Source organism: Streptomyces sp. NPDC058955, from assembly GCF_042741435.1.
Classification (GTDB): domain Bacteria; phylum Actinomycetota; class Actinomycetes; order Streptomycetales; family Streptomycetaceae; genus Streptomyces.
The window spans coordinates 38398-60329 of record NZ_JBHYKM010000035.1 but is presented as its reverse complement, the minus strand read 5'-3'; the positions used below and the strand labels follow the sequence as shown (position 1 = coordinate 60329).

Below are 21932 nucleotides of genomic sequence, written 5' to 3'. Positions count from 1 at the left end.
AACCGTGACCGAGCCGAACCACCTGGAGGGGTCCATGAACGCGGCCACGCACGAGCTCCGGGACGCCGCCGTCGTCGTCACCGGAGCGGGCGGCGGCATCGGTGCCGCCCTCGCCCGGCGCTTCGCCGCCGAGGGCGCCCGCGTCGTCGTCAACGACCTCGACGCCGACCGCGCCAAGGCCGTCGCCGCCGAGATCGGCGCCGTCGCCGTCCCCGGCGACGCCTCCGCGATCGTCGACGAGGCCCGCGACGCCCTCGGCGGCGCCGTCGACATCTGGTGCGCCAACGCCGGACTCGCCTCCGCCGGCGACGCCTTCGCCGACGAGGCCGTCTGGGCCGCCGCCTGGGACGTCAACGTCATGGCCCACGTCCGCGCCGCCCGCGCCCTGCTCCCCGACTGGCTGGAGCGCGGCACCGGCCGCTTCGTCTCCACCGTCTCGGCCGCCGGACTGCTCACCATGATCGGCGCGGCCCCCTACTCCGTCTCCAAGCACGGCGCCTACGCCTTCGCCGAATGGCTCTCGCTCACCTACCGCCACCGCGGCCTCAAGGTGCACGCGATCTGCCCCCAGGGCGTCCGCACCGACATGCTCGCCGCCACCGGCTCGGCCGGCGACCTGGTCCTGGTCCCCACCGCCGTCGAGCCCGAGACCGTCGCCGACGCCCTCCTCGACGCCATCGCGGAGGACCGTTTCCTCGTCCTGCCGCACCCGGAGGTCTCCGACTACTACCGGAACCGCGCGGACGACCCCGAGCGCTGGATCGGCGGCATGAACAAGCTCCAGCGGCACTGGGAGGCGGGCGCGCGCTAGCGCACCCGGCGACGGATGGGAAGATCTACCGACGACAGACCCCGTACGCCAGGGACGGGGCAGCGAGCTGGAAGGCGGCGGAGCATGGCCAGGACGACGGACGGGGACGGTTCTCCCGTCCCCCAGAGGCTCCTCGCCGCCGCCACCCGGCTCTTCGCCGAACAGGGCTACGACCGCACCTCGGTGCAGGAGATCGTCGAGGCGGCGGGCGTCACCAAGGGCGCGCTCTACCACTACTTCGGCTCCAAGGAGGACCTCCTCCAGGAGGTGTACGCGCGCGTGCTCCGCCTCCAGCAGGAGCGGCTGGACGACCTCGCGGACGCCGACGCGCCCGTAGAGGAGCGGCTGCGCGCCGCCGCCGCCGACGTCGTCGTCACCACCATCGAGAACCTCGACGACGCCTCGATCTTCTTCCGCTCCATGCACCACCTGAGCCCGGAGAAGAACAAGCAGGTCCGCGCCGAGCGCCGCCGCTACCACGAGCGCTTCCGCGCCCTGATCGAGGAAGGCCAGCGGGCGGGCGTCTTCTCCTCCGCCACGCCCGCCGACCTCGTCGTGGACTACCACTTCGGCTCCGTGCACCACCTGTCCACGTGGTACCGCCCGGACGGCCCGCTGGCCCCGCAGCAGGTCGCCGACCACCTGGCCGACCTCCTGCTGCGGGCCCTGCGTCCGTGAGCCGTCAGAGGTAGCGCTTCAGCTCGCGGCGGGCCAGCGACCGCTGGTGCACCTCGTCCGGACCGTCCGCGAGCCGCAGGGTCCGCGCGGCCGCCCACAGCTCGGCGAGCGGGAAGTCCTGCGAGACGCCGCCCGCGCCGTGCGCCTGCACCGCCCTGTCGATGATGTCCACCACCGCGCGCGGGGTGGCGATCTTGATGGCCTGGATCTCGGTGTGGGCGCCCTTGTTGCCGACGGTGTCCATCAGCCAGGCCGTCTTGAGGACCAGCAGCCGCAGCTGCTCGATGGTCACCCGCGCGTCCGCGATCCAGTTCTGCACCACGCCCTGCTGGGCGAGGGTCTTGCCGAAGGCGGTGCGGGAGACGGCCCGTCGGCAGGTCAGCTCCACCGCCCGCTCGGCCATGCCGATCAGCCGCATGCAGTGGTGGATGCGGCCGGGGCCGAGCCGCGCCTGGGCGATGGCGAAGCCGCCGCCCTCCTCGCCGATCAGGTTCGCGGCCGGGACCCGCACCCCGTCGAAGACCACCTCGGCGTGGCCGCCGTGGTAGTGGTCCTCGTAGCCGTACACCCGCATCGCCCGGCGCACCTCGACGCCCGGGGTGTCGCGGGGCACGAGGATCATCGACTGCTGGCGGCGGAGGTCCGTCCCGTCGGGGTCGGTCTTGCCCATCACGATGAAGACCTTGCAGTCCGGGTTCATCGCCCCGGAGATGTACCACTTGCGCCCGTCGACGACGTACGCGTCACCGTCCCGCCGGATCCGGGTCTCGATGTTGGTCGCGTCGGAGGAGGCCACCTCGGGCTCCGTCATCGCGAAGGCGGACCGGATCTCGCCCGCGAGCAGCGGCTCCAGCCACTGCTTCTTCTGCGCCTCGTCGGCGAACTGGGCCAGCAGCTCCATGTTCCCGGTGTCCGGGGCCGCGCAGTTGAGGGCGGTCGGCGCGAGCTGCGGGCTGCGGCCGGTGATCTCGGCGAGCGGGGCGTACTGGAGGTTCGTCAGCCCGGCCCCGTACTCCTCGTCCGGGAGGAAGAGGTTCCACAGCCCCTGCCGCCGGGCCTCGGCCTTCAGCTCCGCCACCACCGGCGGCTCGTCCCACGGGGAGGCGAGCGCGGCCCGCTGCTCCTCGGCGACGGCCTCGGCGGGGTACACGTGCTCGTCCATGAAGGCGAGCAGCCGGGCCCGCAGCTCCTCGGTGCGGGCGTCGTAGGAGAAGTCCATGGCGGTTCAGCCCTCCTGAAGGGTGGTCAGGCCGTGCTCGATGAAGACGGGGACGAGGTCGCCGATGCGGTCGAAGCCGGCGCCGACGGTCTGCCCGAGGGTGTAGCGGTAGTGGATGCCCTCCAGGATCACGGCGAGCTTGAACCAGGCGAAGGCCGTGTACCAGGAGAGGGCGGAGACGTCGCGGCCGGAGCGGGCGGCGTACCGCTCGACCAGCTCGGCGGCCGCGGGGTGGCCGGCGGCGCCCGCGGTGGTGGAGATCGGCGAGCCGGGCAGGTCCAGCGGGGTGCTGTACATGACGAGCAGGCCCAGGTCGGTCAGCGGGTCGCCGAGCGTGGACATCTCCCAGTCGAGGACCGCCGTGACCCGGTCGTCGTCGCCGACGAGGGCGTTGTCGAGCCGGAAGTCGCCGTGCACCACGGTGGGCGCGGGGGAGGAGGGCAGCGCGCGGCCGAGGGCGGCGTGCAGTTCCTCGATGCCGGGCAGTTCGCGGCCGCGGGAGGCGGCGAGCTGCTTGCCCCAGCGGCGCAGCTGCCGGTCGAGGAAGCCCTCGGGCCGGCCGAAGTCGCCGAGCCCGACGGACTCCGGCTCCACCGCGTGCAGGTCGACCAGGGTGTCGACCAGGCCGAGGACGGTGGCGCGGGTGCGCTCCGGGCCCAGCGGCGCCAGCTGGGAGGCGGAGCGGTACGGGGTCCCCTCGACGAACTCCATGACGTAGAAGGGCGCGCCCAGCACCTCCTCGTCCTCGCAGAGCAGCACCGTGCCCGGCACCGGCACCGCCGTCCCGCCGAGGGCGCTGATCACCCGGTGCTCGCGCTTCATGTCGTGCGCGGTGGCCAGGACGTGCCCGAGCGGCGGGCGGCGCACCACCCAGCGGCCGGTGCCGTCGGTGACGGCGTACGTGAGGTTGGAGCGGCCGCCCTCGATCAGCCGGGCTTCGAGGGGCCCGGCGACCAGTCCCGGCCGCTCGCGGTCCAGGTGGCGGCGCAGGCGCTCGGGGTCGAGGCCGGGTGGCGGGGCGGTGTGGCTCATCGGGCGTACCTCCGGGTCGGTCGGTCGGCGTTCATGATGACCGACCAGTCGGTATGTCGTCCAGAGGGCTCCCCGAAAGACCGGAGGGACCCGGGCGCCACCCACCCGGGTCCCTCCGTCGTCCACGTCCGGCCGCGAGCGGCGGTCAGGCGTGGCAGGCCACCGGCACCCCGCCGTTCATCGCCGCCATGTCGCCGAAGACGGCCACCGGGTCGAGCGGGTGCCCCTCCGGCAGCCCGTCCAGCTCCGCGTACGCCCGGTGCAGGTTCGCCACCAGCCGCTCGCTCTCCCGCCACGCGGCGAACTCGCCCGGCTCCGCCCGGCGGGCGGTCTCCAGCGGCGGGTCCCCCTTCGCGTGCCCCTCGGCGGCCAGCTCCGCCACCCACCGCAGATAGCGCTCGGTGGCCTCGAAGGCGGCCGGGTCCGTCACCGGGCCGTGCCCCGGCACCACCCGCTCCGCGTCCAGCGACCGCAGCACGTCGAGCGCGCGCAGCGAGCCGGCCAGCGAGCCCATCGGCAGGAACGGCGTCCCGCCCTCGAAGACCAGGTCCCCGGTGAAGACCACGCCCAGCTCCGGCAGGTGCACGATCGAGTCGCCGGTGGTGTGCGCCGGGCCCGGGTGCACCACCCGCACCTCGATCCCGGCCGCGTACACCGTCAGCCGGTCCCGGTACGTCACGTCGGGCGGCGTGATCTCGACCCGGCCGAAGTCGGTCCGCGGCCACAGCAGGTGCAGCTGGTGCCCGGCGCCCAGCTGCTCGGACCGGCAGTTCTCGTGCCCGATGATCCGGGCCTCGGGGCGGAAGAGCCCGTTGCCGTAGGTGTGGTCCCCGTGGTGGTGGGTGTTCACGACCGTGCGCGGCAGCGGCAGCCCCGCGGCGAGCACCGCGTCGCGCAGCAGCAGGGCGCGCCGCTCGGTGGCGGCGGTGTCGACGAGCAGCGACTCGCCCGCGTCGCCGAGGAAGCCGGCGTTGTTCAGACACCAGCCGCCGTCGGGCTGGACGTAGGCGTGGACGTGCGGCGCGAGCGTGACCACGTACGGGTCGGTGGCAGGCACAGGGCTCCCCCGGGAAAGAAGATCGACGAAACAGGGGGAAGCCTGCCACCGGCGGGTCCGCCCGGGGGCCGGTTCCGCCGGATCGGACGCGTCTGCCCCGACTGCCCCGCCCGGCTTGCGGGCCGCCCCGCCCCCGTCGAGGGTCGGTTCCATGAAGGCGATCAGCTACCGCCGGTACGGCGGCCCCGAGGTCCTGGAGTACGGCGAGCTGCCCGACCCGAAGGTCGGGCCCGACGAGGTCCTGGTCGAGGTCCGCGCGGCGGCGGTCAACCCGGTCGACTGGAAGGCCCAGGCCGGCTACCTCGACGGCATGATCGACGCGGTCTTCCCCGTCGTCCCGGGCTGGGACGTCTCCGGCGTCGTCGTCCGGCCCGGCGTCTCCGTCACCGAGTGGGCGGCGGGCGACGAGGTCATGGGGTACGTCCGGGAGGACGTCCTCTCGCACGGCACCTTCGCCGAGTACGTCGCCGCCCCCGTCCGCACCCTCGGCCGCAAGCCCCGCGCCTACTCCTTCGAGGAGGCCGCCGGGCTGCCGCTGGCCGGCCTCACCGCCTACCAGGCGCTGCACACCGCGCTCGCGGTGCGGCCGGGGGAGACGGTGCTGGTGCTCGCCGCGGCCGGCGGGGTCGGGTCGATGGCCGTGCAGATCGCCCGCCACCTCGGCTGCCGGGTGCTCGGCGCAGCCCGCGCCTCCGGCCGGGAGCGGGTGGCCGAACTCGGCGCGGAGCCGGTCCTGTTCGACGAGGAGACCTTCACCCGCCAGGTCCGCGAGCTCGCCCCGGACGGCGTGGACGCCGTCCTCGACACCCTCGGCGGCCCCTTCCTCCCGCACGCGGCGAAGCTGCGCGCCCCCGGCGGCCGGCTCGCCTCCATCGCCGACGGCGAGGTCCTGGCGCTCGGCGGCCTCTACTACTGGGTCCGCCCGGACGCCGCCGACCTGAACGCGCTCGCCGACCTCGCCGACGAGGGCGTCCTGGACGTCCGGGTGGCGAAGACCTTTCCGCTGGAACGCGCGGCCGACGCCCAGCGGGCCAACGCCGAGGGCGGCCTCCAGGGCAAGGTCGTGGTCACCGTCCCGTAGCGCCGCGCGCGGCGGGGGATCACCAGATCAGCGCCGCCCCGCACACCGCCAGGGCCACCGTGCACCCCGCCGCCAGCAGCGCGCCCCGGGCCGACAGGACCCGGGGCCGGGCGGTGTCCAGGGAGCGGATGCGCCGGTGGGCGACGGCCAGGAAGCCGATCCACAGCAGCGCGGCGAGGGCCAGACCGGTCACGCCCGCCGCCGTGGCGTCGTCCATCAGGGCGAGCTTGACGCCGAGCACCGCCACGACCGTCCACGACAGCGTCGTCCGCCGCCAGGCGAGCCGGGTGCGCTCCGGCTGGAGCCCGGGATCGCGGGCGACCTCGTCCCCGGGCGCGGGGCCGGCCACTAGCCGGCCCGGCCGACGACCACGAGCACCACCATCGCGACCGCCACCACCGCCACGGTGAGGCTCAGGACGGCGGGGAACCGGGAGACGGGCAGGTCCTCGCCGCGGCGCATGGCCCGCTCGCAGCGGATCCAGTGGTTCACGGCGCGCAGCGCGCACAGCACGCCGGCGGCGAGCAGCGCGAGCGCGAGCCCGACCCGGACCGCCCAGCGCAGGTCCGGCAGGAACTGGTCGACGGCGAAGCCGCCGCCGATGAGCGCGAGCGCCGTCCGGATCCAGGCGAGGAAGGTCCGCTCGTTGGCGAGGGAGAACCGGTAGTCGGGGGTCTCGCCCTCGTCCCGGATCCGCCGCGGCGCGAACCACAGCCGCAGGCTCTGTACGAATCGACTCACCCCGGCACCCTAACGGCCCCCCGCTACCGGCCCCCGTCCGCCACCAGGCGCGCGTACGCGGCGAGCCCGTCCGGCACCCACTCCCAGGCGCCGGCCGCGCCCGGCAGCCGCTCCCGCAGCTCGTCCTCGGTCAGGAAGGCGTGCCAGGCGACCTCCTCCGGCTGCGGCCGCACCGGCAGGTCGCAGCGGACCTCGTACACGGCCGACCACCACTTCCCGGCGACGCCGGCGGAGTCGTACAGGAACCTGAAGAGGAAGGCGGGCCGGGGGAGGCCGGAGACGCCCAGCTCCTCCTCGGCCTCGCGCAGCGCCGCGTCGTCGTAGGACTCGCCGGCGCCGACGACCCCGCCGACGAACAGGTCGTACATCGACGGGAAGACCAGCTTGGTCGGGGTCCTGCGGTGGACGAAGACCCGTCCCTCGGCGTCCCGCACGCGGACGAAGACGCAGCGGTGGATCAGGCCCCGCGCGTACACCTCGCCGCGCGGGGCCCGTCCGATCACCCGGTCCTGTTCGTCGACGACGTCCAGTACTTCATCGGAGGCGCTCATGCGCCCATCCAAGCACCCGCGCCGCCGGGGCTCACTGCCCCATGACGTACTTGACCGTCGGGCCGGTGGTCCAGCCGCCGTCCACGGCGAGCTCGGCGCCCGTCACGTACGAGGCCGCGTCCGAGAGCAGGAAGACGACCGCGCCGGCGATCTCGTCGGCCTCGCCGACCCGGCCCATCGGCGTGTTCGGGTACATGCCCTCGCCGCGCTGGATGCCGACCGAGGCGGTCATCGGGGTGTAGGTCATGCCCGGGTGGACCGAGTTGACCCGGATCCGCGCGGTGCCGAGCTCCACGGCGCCGATCTTCGTCAGGCCCCGCACGCCCCACTTGGAGGCGCCGTAGCCCGCGGTGAGCGCGAGGCCCATCAGGCCGGCCGCGGAGGAGATGTTGACGATGGAGCCGCCGCCGGCCTCCTTCATCGCCGGGATCGCGGCCTTCATGCCGATGAAGACGCCGGTCAGGTTGATGTCGAGGACCTTGCGGAAGTGCTCGACGCTCTCGGTCTCCAGGAGGGCGCCGGTGGAGATGCCGGCGTTGTTCACCAGGCCGTGCAGTCCGCCGAACTCGGAGACGGCGTACGCCACGGCGGCCGCCCAGTCCTCCTCGGAGGTGACGTCGTGGTGGAGGAAGCGGGCGCGCTCGCCGAGCTCCGCGGCGGTCGCCTCGCCGTCCTCGTCGAGGACGTCGGTGACGACCACGTTCGCGCCGGCGGCGACGGCCTGGCGGGCCGCCTCGGCGCCCAGGCCGCGGGCGCCGCCGGTGATGAGGACGGTCTTGCCGGTGAGGTCGTTCATGGAGGGTCCCTTCGGGGTGGTGCTTCGCATCAGACGCTCCGGGGCTGTGCGGCCCGGAGAAGCGCGGTGGTGGTCTCGACGAGGTCGGCGAGGAAGAGCGCTTCACCTGTGAGCGGCTCCGTCCCGTCGAGGTACTGCCGGGCCCGGTCGGCGAGCGCCGCGCCGACCACCGTGAGGGCCAGGTCGAGGCGCTCCAGGAGCAGCGGCTCGGGCAGCCCGTCGGCGGCCAGTCGGGCGGCGATCCGCTCGATCAGCGCCCAGTAGGCGGTGTCGGCGAGGGTGGGGTGCGGGGTGCGGGCGCGGACGCCGCTCTCGTGGCTGAGCTGCGCGGAGATCCGCAGGCAGCGGCGGCCCCGCTCGGTGCGCAGCTCGCTGGCCTCGGCCGTGACGAGGGCCGTGACCAGGCCGCGCACATCGGCCTCGGCGTCGTACGCGAGGGCGACGAGCACCTGCTCGGTGCGGGCCAGCCGGCCGGCCATGACCGCGTCGAGGAGTCCGGCGCGGGAGCCGAAGTGGTACTGCACCGCGGAGGGGTTGGCCTGCCCGGCCAGCTTGGTGATGTCCCGCAGCTGGGCGCCGTCGACGCCCTGGGCGGCGAAGAGCTCCTCCGCCGCCTGGATCAGCTTCGCCCGGGTCCCGGGTCCTGACGTCCTTGCCATGGCACCCATATTAATGCTCGACATTAGAAAACGCGAAGGGGTCCTCCGGGTCCGAGAGGTTGACTCGATACATCCGTGTATCCAAGATGCGGTCCATGTCCTACGACGCCGATGTGATCGTGATCGGGGCCGGCCTCGCCGGTCTCGTCGCCACCGCCGAGCTGGTCGACGCCGGCCGGTCCGTGATCCTCCTGGACCAGGAGCCCGAACAGTCCCTGGGCGGCCAGGCCCACTGGTCCTTCGGCGGGCTCTTCCTCGTCGACTCGCCCGAACAGCGCCGGCTCCGCATCAAGGACAGCCACGCGCTCGCCCTCCAGGACTGGATGGGCACCGCCGGCTTCGACCGCCCCGAGGACGACTGGGCCCGCCGCTGGGCGGAGGCGTACGTGGACTTCGCCGCCGGCGAGAAGCGCTCCTGGCTGCACGCGCGCGGGGTCCGCTTCTTCCCCGTGGTCGGCTGGGCCGAGCGCGGCGGCTACGACGCCAACGGGCACGGCAACTCCGTCCCCCGCTTCCACATCACCTGGGGTACGGGCCCCGGCCTCGTCGCCCCCTTCGAGCGCCGGGTCCGCGAGGGCGCCGCCCGGGGCCGCGTCACCTTCCGCTTCCGCCACCGCGTCACCGCCCTCGGCCGCACCGACGGCGCCGTGGACACCGTCTCCGGCGAGATCCTGGAGCCCTCGGACGCCGAGCGCGGCACCGCCAGCACCCGGACCGCGACGGGCACCTTCGAGCTGCGCGCCCAGGCCGTGATCGTCACCACCGGCGGCATCGGCGGCAACCACGACCTGGTCCGCGCCCAGTGGCCCGCCCGCCTCGGCACCCCGCCCGAGAAGCTGCTCTCAGGCGTCCCCGCCCACGTCGACGGCCTGATGCTCGGCATCGCGGAGAAGGCCGGCGCCCGGCACGTCAACCGCGACCGGATGTGGCACTACACCGAGGGCATCGAGAACTGGAACCCGATCTGGGCCAAGCACGGCATCCGCATCCTGCCCGGCCCCTCCTCGCTCTGGCTCGACGCCACCGGCAAGCGGCTCCCGGTGCCGCTCTTCCCGGGCTTCGACACCCTCGGCACCCTCGAACACATCATGCGGACCGGCCACGACCACACCTGGTTCGTCCTCGACAAGCGGATCATCGGCAAGGAGTTCGCCCTCTCCGGCTCCGAACAGAACCCCGACCTCACCGGCAAGTCCGTCCGCGACGTCCTCGGCCGCGCCCGCGCCGACGTCCCCGGCCCCGTCCAGGCGTTCATGGACAAGGGCGCCGACTTCGTCGTCGAGGACGACCTCTCCGCCCTCGTCCGCGGCATGAACCGGATCACCGGCCGGGACCTCGTCGACGAGACCGCCCTGCGCCGCGAGCTCACCGCCCGCGACCGCGAGATCGCCAACCCCTTCACCAAGGACCTCCAGATCACCGCGATCCGCGGCGCCCGCGCCTACCTCGGCGACCGCCTGATCAGGACCGCCGCCCCGCACCGGATCCTCGACCCCAAGGCCGGCCCGCTGATCGCCGTCCGCCTCAACATCCTCACCCGCAAGTCCCTCGGCGGCCTCCAGACCGACCTCTCCTCCCGGGTCCTCACCGAGACCGGCGAACCCCTGCCCGGCCTGTACGCGGCGGGCGAGGCCGCCGGCTTCGGCGGCGGCGGCGTCCACGGCTACCGCTCCCTCGAAGGCACCTTCCTCGGCGGCTGCATCTTCTCCGGCCGCGCGGCGGGCCGGGCGGCGGCCGCGGCGACGGCGTAGCGGAACCCCCCCCCCCCCCCCCCCCGGGCGCCCCCCCCCCCCCCCCCCCGCCCGGGGGGGGGGGGGGGGCACCCCCCCCCCGGGGGGCCGGGGGCCCCCCCACACGCGCCCCACGCGGGGGTGCCGGGGGTCACACGCCGAACCCTTCGTGTCGCGGGCCGTCCCGCCGCCCAGGATGAGGCCCATGGAGATAGGCATCGCACTGCCCCAGTACGGCACCCACGCCCGCGCCGACCGCATCGCGGGCTTCGCGCGGGACGCCGAGGAGGCCGGCTTCGACTCGTTCTGGGTCGGCGACCGCGTCCTGACCCCGGTGGACCCCGGCGACCTCTATCCGGGGCACACGCCGGAGAACCCGTACCCCCACCAGTACAAGACCTTCCTCGACCCGCTGACGGTGCTCACCGTCGCCGCCGGCGCGACCACCCGCGCCCGGCTCGGCACGAGCACCCTCAACGGCCCCTGGTACCCGCCCGCGCTGCTCGCCCGCTCCCTCACCTCCCTCGACCAGGTCAGCGGCGGACGCCTCGACGTCGGCCTCGGGCTCGGCTGGCTGCGCGACGAGTACACGGCCGTCGGCGCGGACTTCGGCCGGCGCGGCGCCCTCCTCGACGAACTGCTCGACGTCCTCCACGGCATCTGGACCCAGGAGGAGTTCGGCCACCGGGGACCCCGCTGGACGATCCCCGACGCGTACGTCGGCCTCCGCCCGGTCCAGCCCGCCGGACCGCCCGTCCTCCTCGGCGGCTTCAGCCCGGCCGCCCTGCGCCGGGTCGGCCGCCGGGCCGCCGGCTGGGTCGGCGCCGTCCTGCCGCCCGGCGCGGCCGAGGGCCTGTGGGAGGTGGCGCGGCGCGCCGCCGACGAGGCCGACCGCGACCCGGGGGCGCTGCGCCGGCAGATCCGCTGCAACCCCGCCCCCGGCGCCACGGCGGACGGGATCGCCGCGGTCCTCCAGGGGGTGCGCGACACCGGCGCGGACGGCTGCTTCGTCGACCTCCAGCAGTCGGTCGACTCGCCGGACGAGGCCCTGGAGCTCGGCGCGAAGGTGCTGCGCCTGCTGCGCGGCTGAACACGCGCGGGCCCCGGACCTCCACGAGGAGATCCGGGGCCCGTCAGCACGCCGCAGGCGTCACAACACCAGCGACAGCAACAGCACGAACACCAGGCCCACGACCGAGATGATGGTCTCCATCACCGACCAGGTCTTGATCGTCTGGCCGACGTTCAGGCCGAAGTACTCCTTCACCAGCCAGAAGCCGGCGTCGTTGACGTGGCTGAAGAAGAGCGAACCGGCACCGATCGCCAGCACCAGGAGCGCCGTCTCACTGGTGGACATGCCCGCGGCGAGCGGGGCCACCAGACCGGCCGCCGAGATCGTCGCGACCGTGGCGGAGCCCGTCGCGAGCCGGATCGCGACCGCGATCAGCCAGGCCAGGAGCAGGGCCGGGATCGACCAGTCCTTGGAGAAGTCCAGGATCATCTGGCCGACGCCGATGTCGATCAGCGTCTGCTTGAAGCCGCCGCCCGCGCCGACGATCAGCAGCACGCCCGCGATCGGGGCCAGCGACTTCTCGACCGTCGAGGACAGCCGCTCCCTGGTGAAGCCGGCCGCCCGGCCCAGCGTGAACATGCCGACTATGACGGCGGCGAGCAGGGCGATCAGCGGCGAGCCGATGACGTCGGTGACCTTCTGCACGGCGTTCTCGGGGTCGTCGACCACGATGTCGACGAGCGCCTTCACCAGCATCAGGACGACCGGCAGCATCACCGTGGCGACCGTGACGCCGAAGCCCGGACGCTTCTCCAGGTCCTCCGAGGGACGCGTGGGGATCATGTGCTCGGGCGCCGGGACGTCCACCCAGCGGGCCGCGTACTTCGAGAAGACCGGACCCGCGATGATCACGGTCGGGATCGCGACGACCAGGCCGAGGGCGAGGGTGACGCCCAGGTTGGCGCCGACCGCGTCGATCGCGACGAGCGGGCCGGGGTGCGGCGGGATGAGCCCGTGCATCACCGACAGGCCGGCCAGTGCCGGGATGCCGATCCGCATCAGGGAGTAGTTGCCCCGCTTGGCGACCATGAGCACCACCGGGATCAGCAGCACGATGCCGACCTCGAAGAACAGCGGCAGACCGATCACCGAGGCGATCAGGACCATCGCCCACGGCATGGACCGCTTGCTCGCCTTCGCGAGGATCGTGTCGACGATCTGGTCGGCGCCGCCCGAGTCGGCGAGCAGCTTGCCGAGGATGGCGCCGAGCGCGATGAGCACGCCCACGCCGGCCACGGTGTTGCCGAGCCCGGTGCTGAACGACTTGATGGTGTCCGCGAGCGGGGCACCGGCGAACGCGCCGAGCGCGAGCGACCCGATGGTCAGCGCGAGGAACGCGTGCAGCTTGAACTTGGTGATGAGCAGGACGATGACGGCGATGCCGGCGAGAACGGCGATGCCCAGCTGGGCGTGGCCGGCCGAGGTGATCGGTTCGACGGCGTCCGCTGCCAGGGTCTCGACGCTGAGACTGGTCACGGTGGTGTCCTTCGTACGGGCAGGTGGGGGACGGGAGGGTCAGCCGGCGAGCCGCCGCAGCGCGGCGACGGCACGGTCGGTGATCTCCTCGGGGGTGCCGGACACGTCGACGGCGACGCCGGCCTCGTCGTCCTGCAGCGGCTGCAGGGTGGCGAACTGGGAGTCGAGCAGGGCGGTGGGCATGAAGTGGCCCCTGCGGGAGGCCATCCGCTCCTCGATCAGCTCCCGGTCGCCGGTCAGATGGAGGAAGACGACTCCCGGGGCGGCCGCACGCAGCCGGTCCCGGTAGATCCGCTTCAGGGCGGAGCTGCTCACCACCCCGCCGCGCCCGGCCCGGCCGTGCGCCCAGACGCCGATGGCGTCGAGCCACGGCTCGCGGTCGGCGTCGTCGAGCGGGACGCCGGCCGACATCTTGGCCACGTTCGCCGCCGGGTGGAAGTCGTCCCCCTCCGCGTAGGGGAGGCCGAGTGCCTCGGCGACCAGCGGGCCGATCGTCGTCTTGCCGGTCCCGGCGACGCCCATGACGACGACGACCGGGGGAGCGGCGGTGTGGGGGGTGGTGCTCATGAGGGGTGCCTCGCTGTCTTCTTCGACATCGGTGCCGTCTTCCGCGACATCGATTCCGTCGCGCTGTCATGAAACCCATTGAGTACGACGTATTCAAGAGTCTGTGACATAAAAGTCGTACTTTTAATTCCCGATGTGATCACCGGACCGCACCCGCATAGGCTGAGCACCATGACGACATCGGCCCAGGGGCTCCACTCGCACGTGCTCGCCACCCTGGGCCTGGCCATCACCGCGGGGGAGTACCCGCCCGGCACGGTCCTGCGCACCGACGAGCTCGCCCAGGGCTTCGACGTCTCCCGGACCGTCGTCCGCGAGGTCGTCCGCGTCCTGGAGTCGATGCACCTCGTGGAGTCCCGCCGCCGGGTCGGCGTCACGGTGCTGCCCACCGAGAGCTGGAACGTGTACGACCCGCAGGTCATCCGCTGGCGGCTGGCCGGCGCCGACCGCCCCCGCCAGCTCCGCTCCCTCACCGTGCTGCGCTCCGCCGTCGAGCCCGTCGCGGCCGGCCTCGCCGCCGTCAACGCCACCCCGGCCCAGTGCCGCGAGCTCACCGAGCAGGCCCTCGGCATGGTCGCCACCTCGCGCGGCCGGCAGCTGGAGGCGTACCTCGTCCACGACATCGCCTTCCACCGGGTGGTCCTCAACTCCTCGGGGAACGAGATGTTCGCCCGCCTCGGCGACGTCGTCGCCGAGGTCCTCACCGGCCGCACCCACCACCACGTGATGTTCGAGGACCCCGATCCGGCCGCCGTCACCCTCCACGTCCAGGTCGCCGAGGCCGTGCGGGAGCGGGACGCGGCCCGCGCCGAGGCGCTGACCCGCGAGATCGCCGTGGGCGCGCTCAAGGAACTGGACGTCCTGGCTCCGTAACACCCGGTTAACGCGCGCGTAACCTCTGAACTAGCTCAAATCCGGGCGTTCAGTGACAGCGGTCACAGTCAGCGAGCGGGTGTTGCCGTGAGGATGTGCGCTGGCCATGTCAGGGAGACCCCCACGAGGGCATGGCCGGGTACCGCACAGCCCCCTCCCCCTCACGAAGGCGAACAACTCCATGACTGACCGCGTCACCGCGGCCGAGCCGCTGTCCGCCGCCGGCTCCACGGCGTCCCCCCACATCGACGCCGGCGACGCCGGATACCGCAAGGACCTCAAGTCCCGGCACATCAACATGATCGCCATCGGCGGCGCCATCGGCACGGGTCTCTTCCTCGGCGCCGGCGGCCGGATGGCCAGCGCCGGCCCCTCGCTCTTCATCGCGTACGCGGTCTGCGGCGTCTTCGCCTTCTTCGTGGTCCGGGCCCTCGGCGAGCTGGTGCTCTACCGCCCGTCCTCCGGCGCCTTCGTCTCCTACGCCCGCGAGTTCATGGGCGAGAAGGGCGCCTACACGGCCGGCTGGCTCTACTTCCTCAACTGGTCGACCACCGCCGTCGCCGACATCACCGCCGCGGCCACCTACGCCCACTTCTGGTCGATGTTCAGCGACATCCCGCAGTGGGTCCTCGCCCTGATCGCCCTCGCGGTCGTCCTCGCCGCCAACCTCATCTCGGTGAAGTACTTCGGCGAGATGGAGTTCTGGTTCGCGATCGTCAAGGTCGCCGCGCTCGTCGCCTTCATGCTCGTCGGCATCTTCCTCGTCGTGACCTCGCACGACGTCGGCGGCTCCACCCCGGGCCTGGCCAACATCACCGACAACGGCGGCATCTTCCCCAACGGCATGATGCCGATGCTCCTGCTCATCCAGGGCGTCGTCTTCGCCTACGCCTCCGTCGAGCTCTGCGGCGTCGCCGCCGGCGAGACCGAGAACCCCGAGAAGATCATGCCGAAGGCGATCAACTCGATCATGTGGCGCGTCGGCCTCTTCTACGTCGGCTCCGTCGTCCTGCTCGCGCTGATCCTCCCGTACACCGCCTACTCCGGCGACCAGAGCCCCTTCGTCACCGTCTTCGACAAGCTGGGCATCCCCGGCGCCGCCGGCGTGATGAACCTCGTCGTCCTCACCGCGGCCCTCTCCAGCCTCAACTCGGGCCTGTACTCCACCGGCCGCATCCTGCGCTCCATGTCGATGGCCGGCTCCGCGCCGAAGTTCACCGGCGTCATGAACAAGGGCGGCGTGCCCTACGGCGGCATCCTGCTCACCGCGGGCTTCGGCGTCGCCGGCGTCCTCCTCAACTTCGTGATGCCCGAGGACGCCTTCGAGCTGGTGCTGAACTTCGCCTCCATCGGCATCATCGGCACCTGGGCCATGATCATGATCTGCTCGCTGCTCTTCGTCCGCCGCGCCGAGGAGGGCAAGCTCGTCCGCCCCGCCTACCGGCTGCCCTGGGCCCCGTACACCCAGATCGTGACGCTGGTCTTCCTCGCCTCCGTCGTCGTCCTCATGTGGATGGACGGCGGCATCGGCCGCACCACCGTGAACTGTCTGCCGCTGATCGCCGCGGCCCTCGTCGGCGGCTGGTTCTTGGTCCGCCGCCGGGTCCGCGAGACCGCCGCGCCGCGGGACTGAGCCGCCCCACCCCCTCGACTCCCCCCACGGGAGCGGCGGACCCCCGCAGGCACGGCCTGCGGGGGTCTCGCCTTTTATCAGGAGATAGTGGTACGCAGGAGCCTTACAAGATCCTCTCCGCCGAAGGGAAGTCAGCGATGCCACAGCACGTGCAGGGGGTCATCGCCCCCGGTCGGAACGAGCCGGTACGGATCGAGACGATCGTCGTCCCCGATCCGGGCCCCGGCGAGGCCGTGGTGAAGATCCAGGCGTGCGGCGTCTGCCACACCGACCTCCACTACAAGCAGGGCGGGATCAACGACGAGTTCCCCTTCCTGCTCGGCCACGAGGCCGCCGGCGTCGTGGAGTCGGTCGGCGAGGGCGTCACCGACGTCGCCCCCGGCGACTACGTGATCCTCAACTGGCGGGCCGTCTGCGGCCAGTGCCGCGCCTGCCGCCGCGGCCGCCCCTGGTACTGCTTCGACACCCACAACGCGAAGCAGCGGATGACCCTGCTCGACGGCACCGAGCTCTCCCCGGCCCTCGGCATCGGCGCCTTCGCCGAGAAGACCCTCGTCGCCGCCGGCCAGTGCACCAAGGTCGACCCGGCCGTCGCCCCCGAGATCGCCGGCCTCCTGGGCTGCGGCGTGATGGCCGGCATCGGCGCCGCGATCAACACCGGGAAAGTCAGCCGCGGCGACACCGTCGCCGTCATCGGCTGCGGAGGCGTCGGCGACGCCGCCGTCGTCGGCGCCCGCCTCGCCGGAGCCGCGAAGATCATCGCCGTCGACATCGACGAGCGAAAACTGGCCAAGGCCAAGGAGATGGGCGCCACCCACACCGTCGACTCGCGCGGCACCGACCCCGTCGAGGCGATCCGCGAACTCACCGGCGGCTTCGGCGCCGACGTCGTCATCGAGGCCGTCGGCCACCCGGAGACGTACCGGCAGGCCTTCTACGCCCGCGACCTGGCCGGCACCGTCGTCCTCGTCGGCGTCCCCACCCCCGAGATGAAGCTCGAACTGCCCCTCCTCGACGTCTTCGGCCGCGGCGGCTCCCTCAAGTCCTCCTGGTACGGCGACTGCCTGCCGTCCCGCGACTTCCCGATGCTCATCGACCTGCACCGGCAGGGCCGCATCGACCTCGGCGCCTTCGTCACCGAGACCATCGCCCTCGACGAGGTCGAGAAGGCGTTCGCCCGCATGCACGAGGGCGACGTGCTGCGCTCGGTGGTGGTGCTGTGATGACCGCCCGCGTCGACCACCTGGTCACCTCCGGCACCTTCAGCCTCGACGGCGGCACCTGGGACGTCGACAACAACGTCTGGATCGTCGGCGACGACGACGAGGCGATCGTCATCGACGCCGCCCACGACGCCGACGCCGTCCTCGCCGCCCTCGACGGCCGCACCCTGCGCGCCATCGTCTGCACCCACGCCCACGACGACCACGTCGGCGCCGCCCCCGCGCTCGCCGCCGCCACCGGCGCCCGCATCCTGCTCCACCCCGCCGACCAGCCGCTGTGGAAGCTCACCCACCCCGACCACACCCCCGACGGCGAACTCGCCGACGGCCAGGTCCTCACCATCGCCGGCACCGACCTGAAGGTCCTCCACACCCCCGGCCACGCCCCCGGGGCCATCTGCCTGTACGCGCCCGACCTGGGCACGGTCTTCACCGGGGACACCCTCTTCCAGGGCGGCCCCGGCGCCACCGGCCGGTCCTTCTCGGACTTCCCCACGATCGTCGACTCGATCCGGGAGAAGCTCCTCACCCTCCCGCCGGAGACGGTCGTCCGCACCGGCCACGGCGACTCCACCACCATCGGCGCCGAGGCCCCGCACCTGGAGGAGTGGATCAGCCGGGGGCACTGAGCGGACCGAGCGAGAGGCGGCTGACGAACCGCCTCTCCTCACCCGTGACCGGGTCGGTGAACTCCAGCGACCGCGCCAGCAGGCGCAGCGGCCGCCGGTGGTCCTCCGGCCCGTCCTCACGCACCACCGGATAGAGCGGATCGTCCAGGATCGGCAGCCCCAGCGCGTTCATGTGCACCCGCAGCTGGTGCGTCTTCCCGGTCTCCGGCAGCAGCCGGTACCGCCCGAGCCCGCCGCGGTGCTCCACCAGCTCGATCCGGCTCACCGCGTTCGGCTCGCCCGGCACCTCCCGGGCGGCGAGCACCCCCCGCTCCTTCTCGATCCGGCTCCGCACCGTCACCGGCAGCGCCACCCCCGGGTCGTACGGCGCCACCGCCTCGTACTCCTTGCGCACCCGCCGCTCCTTGAACAGCAGCTGGTACGCCCCCCGGTCCTCGGGCCGCACCACGAACAGCACGAGACCCGCCGTCAGCCGGTCCAGCCGGTGCGCCGGCTGGAGCGCCGGCAGCCCGAGCCCGGCCCGCAGCCGCGCCACCGCCGTCTCCGTCACGTGCCGCCCGCGCGGGGTCGTCGCCAGGAAGTGCGGCTTGTCCACGACCAGGATCCGCTCGTCCCGGTGGACCACCCCGATCTCGAACGGCACCCGCTCCTCGGCCGCCAGGTCCCGGTGGAACCACAGCCACCGCCCCGGCTCGTACGGCTCCGAGGCCGCCGCCGCCCGCCCGTCGGCCCCGACGAACCGCCCCGCGTCCAGCATCGCGCCGATCCGCTCCGCGCCGACCGCCGCCCCGTACCGCCCGAGCAGATAGGCCCCGACGGTCGGCCAGGCACCCTCCGGGTCCTCCGGCAGCCGCAGCCGTACCGGATCGATCCCGTCCCGCTGCGGCAGCGGCGCGGCCGGCACCCTCTTCCTCCGCACCGCTCCGCCTCACGTCCTCTGCACCGGGGATACGAGAAAGTCCCGGTCGAGAGACTCGACCGGGACTTTCCTCTGGTGTCCGAGGGGGGACTTGAACCCCCACGCCCGATAAAGGGCACTAGCACCTCAAGCTAGCGCGTCTGCCATTCCGCCACCCGGACAGGGTGTGTGTCTCGCGGCGCTGGGCCGTTCCGACGAGGAAAACCATAGCAAACATTCGGGGTGGCCGATCACCACCCCCTCACCCGCCCCACCTGCCCCACCCGCCCCGCGCGCCCCGCGCGGGCACCCCGTCTCGGCATGTGTCGGGGGTGTGTCGGCCGGTGGACGCCCTTGCGCCGCCGGGGCGGGGGCGCGGCAGGATGGAGGCGACCACCAGCAGGCATGTGGGGCACGTCGTGGGAGGAAACAGCGTGAGCGAGTCGAACACCGGCCGGACCGTCTCGGGTGAGGACGAGGTCGTCGACCTCTGCAGGGACCTCATCCGCATCGACACCAGCAACTACGGCGACCACTCCGGCCCCGGCGAACGGGCCGCCGCCGAGTACGTCGCCGAGAAGCTCGCCGAGGTGGGCCTCGACCCGAAGATCATCGAGTCGCACAAGGGCCGGGCCTCCACCGTGGCCCGCATCGAGGGCGAGGACCCCTCCCGGCCGGCGCTGCTCATCCACGGGCACACCGACGTCGTCCCGGCCAACGCCGAGGACTGGACCCACCACCCCTTCTCCGGCGAGGTCGCCGACGGCTGCGTCTGGGGCCGCGGCGCCGTCGACATGAAGGACATGGACGCGATGACCCTCGCGGTCGTCCGCGACCGGCTGCGCAGCGGCCGCAAGCCCCCGCGCGACATCGTCCTCGCCTTCCTCGCCGACGAGGAGGCCGGCGGCACCTACGGCGCCCGCCACCTGGTCGACAAGCACCGCGGTCTCTTCGACGGCGTCACCGAGGCGATCGGCGAGGTCGGCGGCTTCTCCTTCACGGTCAACGAGAACCTGCGCCTCTACCTGGTCGAGACCGCCCAGAAGGGCATGCACTGGATGCGGCTCACCGTCGAGGGCACGGCGGGCCACGGCTCCATGACCAACTCCGACAACGCCATCACCGAGCTGTGCGAGGCCGTCGGCCGGCTCGGCCGCCACCAGTGGCCGGTCCGCGTCACCAAGACCGTGCGCAGCTTCCTCGACGAGCTGTCCGACGCCCTCGGCACCCCCCTCGACCCGGAGGACATGGACGGCACCCTGGCCAAGCTGGGCGGCATCGCCAAGATGGTCGGCGCCACCCTGCGCAACTCCGCCGCCCCCACCATGCTCGGTGCCGGCTACAAGGTGAACGTCATCCCCGGCCAGGCCACCGCCCACGTCGACGGCCGCTTCCTGCCCGGCTACGAGGAGGAGTTCCTCGCCGACCTCGACCGGATCCTGGGCCCCAAGGTGAAGCGCGAGGACGTCCACGGCGACAAGGCGCTGGAGACCAGCTTCGACGGCGCCCTCGTCGACGCCATGCAGCTCGCCCTGCGCGCCGAGGACCCGATCGCCCGCGCCGTCCCGTACATGCTCTCCGGCGGCACCGACGCCAAGTCCTTCGACGACCTCGGCATCCGCTGCTTCGGCTTCGCCCCGCTCCAGCTGCCGCCGGAGCTGGACTTCGCCGGCATGTTCCACGGCGTGGACGAGCGCGTCCCGGTCGACGGCCTCAAGTTCGGCGTGCGCGTCCTGGACCGCTTCATCGACGCCTGCTGACCCCCGGCCCGCGGGTTCCCGAATTCGGCCGCCCGTTTGGGTCTGCCCGGAAAGAGTGAATGCACCCGAGGGCTCGTAGCCCTCAACCTTCCCCCTCGTTACAGGTGATGCGGTCCGCGGCTGGGGCCGCATTGTCAACTAGGAGGAATAATGATCAAGAAGGTCGTCGCTGCTGCGGCTGCCACCGGCGGTCTGGTTCTCGCGGGCGCGGGCATGGCCGTCGCCGACGCGGGTGCCCAGGGTGCGGCCATCGGCTCCCCCGGTGTCCTCTCGGGCAACGTCGTGCAGGTCCCGGTTCACGTTCCCGTGAACGTCTGCGGCAACACGGTCTCCGTGATCGGTCTGCTGAACCCGAGCTTCGGCAACACCTGCGTCAACGCCTGACGTTGTGCCCCGCCCCTTGAGGGCGTGAGCCGTCCGGCCCCGGAGTGCGTGCCATGCACTCCGGGGCCGGTGGCCATTCCGCCCCGGGCACGGGCCCGGTGGCCCCACTCCAAGCCGATCAGGCGACATCGCCGAGAAGGCAGGTAAGCAAGCTATGCGACAGGTCACGCGCAAGAGCATCATCACCGTCGCGGCGGCCGGAGGCGTCTTCGCGCTCGGCGGCGGCATCGCGCAGGCGGACTCCGGTGCGAGCGGCACCGCCGCGAACTCACCAGGCGTCGCGTCCGGGAACACCGTGCAGGTCCCGGTCCACGCCCCGGTCAACGTCTGCGGCAACACCGTGAACGTCGTCGGGGTGCTCAACCCGGCGATGGGCAACTCCTGCGCGAACATCCCCGCGCAGTCCGGCCCCGGCGCGTCCGGCGACGCGCACGCGAGCGACTCCCCGGGCGTGGCCTCCGGCAACACCGTCGTGGTGCCGGTCGACGTGCCGGTGAACGCGTGCGGCAACAGCGTCACGGGCATCGGCCTCGGCAACGCCGCCACGGGCAACGACTGCGCCAACACCGAGAACCCCGACACCGGCTACGGCGAGGAGGAGCCCGGCGGCTACGGCGAGGAACCGGGCGGCTACGGCGAGGAGCCCGAGACCCCCGGCACGCCGGGCACCCCCGGAACCCCCGGCACCCCCGGTACGCCGGGGACCCCCGGCACCCCGGGCACGCCCGGCACTCCTGGGACCCCGGGCACGCCCGGTACGCCCGGCACCCCCGGTACGCCGGGAACCCCCGGCACCCCCGGCACGCCCGGTGTGCCGCCGAGCTCGGACGGCGGCTCGAACCACCCCGGCCCGCAGCTCACGCCGCCCCCGGCCGCCCCGCACGAGCTCGCCGAGACCGGGTCCTCCGCGCCCCTCGGCGTGATCGTCCCGGCCGCCGCGGGCATGCTCCTCGCGGGCTCGCTGGTCTACCGCCGCTCCCGCCGCGGCGGCCGGGGTGCGGCGGCCTCGCAGCCCGGGGGGGGCCCCCCGCGGCGCGCGGGGGCCCGCGGCCGCCGGCCCCA

Annotated in this window: 23 protein-coding genes and 1 tRNA gene; 12 read left to right on the top strand and 12 right to left on the bottom strand. The window is 73.2% G+C overall.

From position 1 onward, the window contains the following. Positions 1-34: 34 nt before the first annotated feature. A complete protein-coding gene (locus ACFW1I_RS16390) occupies positions 35-811 on the top strand; it encodes an SDR family oxidoreductase (RefSeq protein WP_384670266.1) in 777 nt (258 codons plus the stop codon). An 84-nt stretch (positions 812-895) separates the two neighbouring features. Further along, on the top strand, positions 896-1489 hold the full coding sequence (locus tag ACFW1I_RS16385; RefSeq protein ID WP_384670246.1) for a TetR/AcrR family transcriptional regulator: 594 nt from the start codon (positions 896-898) through the stop codon (positions 1487-1489). A 4-nt stretch (positions 1490-1493) separates the two neighbouring features. Here ACFW1I_RS16385 and ACFW1I_RS16380 read toward each other — a convergent pair whose 3' ends face one another. From ACFW1I_RS16380 to ACFW1I_RS16370, 3 genes are all read right to left on the bottom strand, one after another. After that, positions 1494-2708, bottom strand: a complete 1215-nt coding sequence (locus ACFW1I_RS16380) for an acyl-CoA dehydrogenase family protein (RefSeq protein ID WP_384670244.1) — start codon at positions 2706-2708, stop codon at positions 1494-1496. Positions 2709-2714: 6 nt separating this feature from the next. Next, on the bottom strand, positions 2715-3740 hold the full coding sequence (locus tag ACFW1I_RS16375; protein ID WP_384670242.1) for a phosphotransferase family protein: 1026 nt from the start codon (positions 3738-3740) through the stop codon (positions 2715-2717). 145 nt (positions 3741-3885) lie between these two features. Further along, positions 3886-4797, bottom strand: coding sequence for an MBL fold metallo-hydrolase (locus tag ACFW1I_RS16370; protein WP_384670240.1), 912 nt, complete (start codon positions 4795-4797; stop codon positions 3886-3888). Between the two features lie 151 nt (positions 4798-4948). Here ACFW1I_RS16370 and ACFW1I_RS16365 point away from each other — a divergent pair, with 151 nt between their 5' ends. Next, positions 4949-5878: an NADP-dependent oxidoreductase gene (locus ACFW1I_RS16365; RefSeq protein ID WP_384670238.1), complete on the top strand. Its 930-nt coding sequence runs from the start codon at positions 4949-4951 to the stop codon at positions 5876-5878. 19 nt (positions 5879-5897) lie between these two features. Here the strand turns inward: ACFW1I_RS16365 and ACFW1I_RS16360 are convergent, their stop codons facing one another. The 5 genes from ACFW1I_RS16360 to ACFW1I_RS16340 are packed head-to-tail and all read right to left on the bottom strand — an operon-like array spanning position 5898 to position 8625. After that, positions 5898-6227: a DUF202 domain-containing protein gene (locus ACFW1I_RS16360; protein ID WP_384670236.1), complete on the bottom strand. Its 330-nt coding sequence runs from the start codon at positions 6225-6227 to the stop codon at positions 5898-5900. Further along, a complete protein-coding gene (locus ACFW1I_RS16355; protein ID WP_346169600.1) occupies positions 6227-6619 on the bottom strand; it encodes a DUF202 domain-containing protein in 393 nt (130 codons plus the stop codon). The genes ACFW1I_RS16360 and ACFW1I_RS16355 overlap by 1 nt, the downstream gene beginning before the upstream one ends. 23 nt (positions 6620-6642) lie before the next feature. Next, positions 6643-7170: an NUDIX hydrolase gene (locus ACFW1I_RS16350; protein ID WP_384670234.1), complete on the bottom strand. Its 528-nt coding sequence runs from the start codon at positions 7168-7170 to the stop codon at positions 6643-6645. A gap of 31 nt (positions 7171-7201) precedes the next feature. After that, positions 7202-7966, bottom strand: coding sequence for a glucose 1-dehydrogenase (locus tag ACFW1I_RS16345; protein ID WP_384670264.1), 765 nt, complete (start codon positions 7964-7966; stop codon positions 7202-7204). Between the two features lie 29 nt (positions 7967-7995). Then, complete coding sequence (locus ACFW1I_RS16340) at positions 7996-8625, bottom strand: TetR/AcrR family transcriptional regulator (RefSeq protein WP_384670232.1); 630 nt, start codon at positions 8623-8625, stop codon at positions 7996-7998. A 95-nt stretch (positions 8626-8720) separates the two neighbouring features. Between ACFW1I_RS16340 and ACFW1I_RS16335 the strand changes: the two genes are divergently transcribed. Continuing rightward, positions 8721-10376: an FAD-binding dehydrogenase gene (locus ACFW1I_RS16335; RefSeq protein ID WP_384670231.1), complete on the top strand. Its 1656-nt coding sequence runs from the start codon at positions 8721-8723 to the stop codon at positions 10374-10376. 184 nt (positions 10377-10560) lie between these two features. Then, positions 10561-11445: a TIGR03619 family F420-dependent LLM class oxidoreductase gene (locus ACFW1I_RS16330; protein ID WP_384670229.1), complete on the top strand. Its 885-nt coding sequence runs from the start codon at positions 10561-10563 to the stop codon at positions 11443-11445. Positions 11446-11505: 60 nt separating this feature from the next. On the opposite strand, the gene ACFW1I_RS16325 is transcribed toward ACFW1I_RS16330, so the two are convergent. Both ACFW1I_RS16325 and ACFW1I_RS16320 read right to left on the bottom strand, forming a co-directional pair. Next, positions 11506-12903: a GntP family permease gene (locus ACFW1I_RS16325; protein ID WP_384670228.1), complete on the bottom strand. Its 1398-nt coding sequence runs from the start codon at positions 12901-12903 to the stop codon at positions 11506-11508. A gap of 39 nt (positions 12904-12942) precedes the next feature. Continuing rightward, positions 12943-13470 (bottom strand): gluconokinase, encoded by a 528-nt coding sequence (locus tag ACFW1I_RS16320; RefSeq protein WP_384670227.1) that lies wholly within the window; start codon positions 13468-13470, stop codon positions 12943-12945. 171 nt (positions 13471-13641) lie between these two features. On the opposite strand from ACFW1I_RS16320, the gene ACFW1I_RS16315 reads away from it, so the two are divergent. The 4 genes from ACFW1I_RS16315 (at position 13642) to ACFW1I_RS16300 (ending at position 17828) form a co-directional block, all read left to right on the top strand. Next, the gene (locus ACFW1I_RS16315) at positions 13642-14343 is read left to right on the top strand and encodes a FadR/GntR family transcriptional regulator (protein WP_384670225.1); all 702 of its coding nucleotides are present in this window, start codon (positions 13642-13644) and stop codon (positions 14341-14343) included. A 181-nt stretch (positions 14344-14524) separates the two neighbouring features. Next, positions 14525-15976: an amino acid permease gene (locus ACFW1I_RS16310; RefSeq protein ID WP_384670223.1), complete on the top strand. Its 1452-nt coding sequence runs from the start codon at positions 14525-14527 to the stop codon at positions 15974-15976. A gap of 137 nt (positions 15977-16113) precedes the next feature. After that, positions 16114-17199 (top strand): S-(hydroxymethyl)mycothiol dehydrogenase, encoded by a 1086-nt coding sequence (locus tag ACFW1I_RS16305; protein ID WP_384670221.1) that lies wholly within the window; start codon positions 16114-16116, stop codon positions 17197-17199. Beyond that, positions 17199-17828, top strand: a complete 630-nt coding sequence (locus ACFW1I_RS16300) for an MBL fold metallo-hydrolase (protein ID WP_384670220.1) — start codon at positions 17199-17201, stop codon at positions 17826-17828. Before ACFW1I_RS16305 ends, ACFW1I_RS16300 begins: the two co-directional genes overlap by 1 nt. On the opposite strand, the gene ACFW1I_RS16295 is transcribed toward ACFW1I_RS16300, so the two are convergent. Together ACFW1I_RS16295 and ACFW1I_RS16290 are read right to left on the bottom strand one after the other, a co-directional pair. After that, on the bottom strand, positions 17812-18747 hold the full coding sequence (locus tag ACFW1I_RS16295; RefSeq protein WP_384670218.1) for an RluA family pseudouridine synthase: 936 nt from the start codon (positions 18745-18747) through the stop codon (positions 17812-17814). The two genes, ACFW1I_RS16300 and ACFW1I_RS16295, sit on opposite strands and share 17 nt — an antisense overlap. Before the next feature lie 73 nt (positions 18748-18820). Next, positions 18821-18908, bottom strand: a tRNA-Leu gene (locus ACFW1I_RS16290). A gap of 252 nt (positions 18909-19160) precedes the next feature. On the opposite strand from ACFW1I_RS16290, the gene ACFW1I_RS16285 reads away from it, so the two are divergent. The 3 genes from ACFW1I_RS16285 to ACFW1I_RS16275 all read left to right on the top strand — a co-directional run. Beyond that, positions 19161-20486 (top strand): M20/M25/M40 family metallo-hydrolase, encoded by a 1326-nt coding sequence (locus ACFW1I_RS16285; protein ID WP_319013157.1) that lies wholly within the window; start codon positions 19161-19163, stop codon positions 20484-20486. Between the two features lie 150 nt (positions 20487-20636). Continuing rightward, the gene (gene chpH / locus ACFW1I_RS16280) at positions 20637-20870 is read left to right on the top strand and encodes a chaplin ChpH (protein ID WP_318206923.1); all 234 of its coding nucleotides are present in this window, start codon (positions 20637-20639) and stop codon (positions 20868-20870) included. A gap of 154 nt (positions 20871-21024) precedes the next feature. Further along, a partial coding sequence (locus ACFW1I_RS16275) for a chaplin (protein WP_384670217.1) occupies positions 21025-21932 on the top strand: 908 nt, incomplete at its 3' end.

What these genes read in the sequence shown, in the direction of transcription:
- ACFW1I_RS16320 (WP_384670227.1), bottom strand. Translation starts at nt 13,470, where the DNA reads ATGAGCACCACCCCCCACACCGCCGCTCCCCCGGTCGTCGTCGTCATG.
- ACFW1I_RS16300 (WP_384670220.1), top strand. Translation starts at nt 17,199, where the DNA reads ATGACCGCCCGCGTCGACCACCTGGTCACCTCCGGCACCTTCAGCCTC.
- ACFW1I_RS16315 (WP_384670225.1), top strand. Translation starts at nt 13,642, where the DNA reads ATGACGACATCGGCCCAGGGGCTCCACTCGCACGTGCTCGCCACCCTG.
- ACFW1I_RS16305 (WP_384670221.1), top strand. Translation starts at nt 16,114, where the DNA reads ATGCCACAGCACGTGCAGGGGGTCATCGCCCCCGGTCGGAACGAGCCG.
- chpH (WP_318206923.1), top strand. Translation starts at nt 20,637, where the DNA reads ATGATCAAGAAGGTCGTCGCTGCTGCGGCTGCCACCGGCGGTCTGGTT.
- ACFW1I_RS16380 (WP_384670244.1), bottom strand. Translation starts at nt 2,708, where the DNA reads ATGGACTTCTCCTACGACGCCCGCACCGAGGAGCTGCGGGCCCGGCTG.
- ACFW1I_RS16330 (WP_384670229.1), top strand. Translation starts at nt 10,561, where the DNA reads ATGGAGATAGGCATCGCACTGCCCCAGTACGGCACCCACGCCCGCGCC.
- ACFW1I_RS16385 (WP_384670246.1), top strand. Translation starts at nt 896, where the DNA reads ATGGCCAGGACGACGGACGGGGACGGTTCTCCCGTCCCCCAGAGGCTC.
- ACFW1I_RS16345 (WP_384670264.1), bottom strand. Translation starts at nt 7,966, where the DNA reads ATGAACGACCTCACCGGCAAGACCGTCCTCATCACCGGCGGCGCCCGC.
- ACFW1I_RS16390 (WP_384670266.1), top strand. Translation starts at nt 35, where the DNA reads ATGAACGCGGCCACGCACGAGCTCCGGGACGCCGCCGTCGTCGTCACC.
- ACFW1I_RS16350 (WP_384670234.1), bottom strand. Translation starts at nt 7,170, where the DNA reads ATGAGCGCCTCCGATGAAGTACTGGACGTCGTCGACGAACAGGACCGG.
- ACFW1I_RS16340 (WP_384670232.1), bottom strand. Translation starts at nt 8,625, where the DNA reads ATGGCAAGGACGTCAGGACCCGGGACCCGGGCGAAGCTGATCCAGGCG.
- ACFW1I_RS16375 (WP_384670242.1), bottom strand. Translation starts at nt 3,740, where the DNA reads ATGAGCCACACCGCCCCGCCACCCGGCCTCGACCCCGAGCGCCTGCGC.
- ACFW1I_RS16335 (WP_384670231.1), top strand. Translation starts at nt 8,721, where the DNA reads ATGTCCTACGACGCCGATGTGATCGTGATCGGGGCCGGCCTCGCCGGT.
- ACFW1I_RS16365 (WP_384670238.1), top strand. Translation starts at nt 4,949, where the DNA reads ATGAAGGCGATCAGCTACCGCCGGTACGGCGGCCCCGAGGTCCTGGAG.
- ACFW1I_RS16310 (WP_384670223.1), top strand. Translation starts at nt 14,525, where the DNA reads ATGACTGACCGCGTCACCGCGGCCGAGCCGCTGTCCGCCGCCGGCTCC.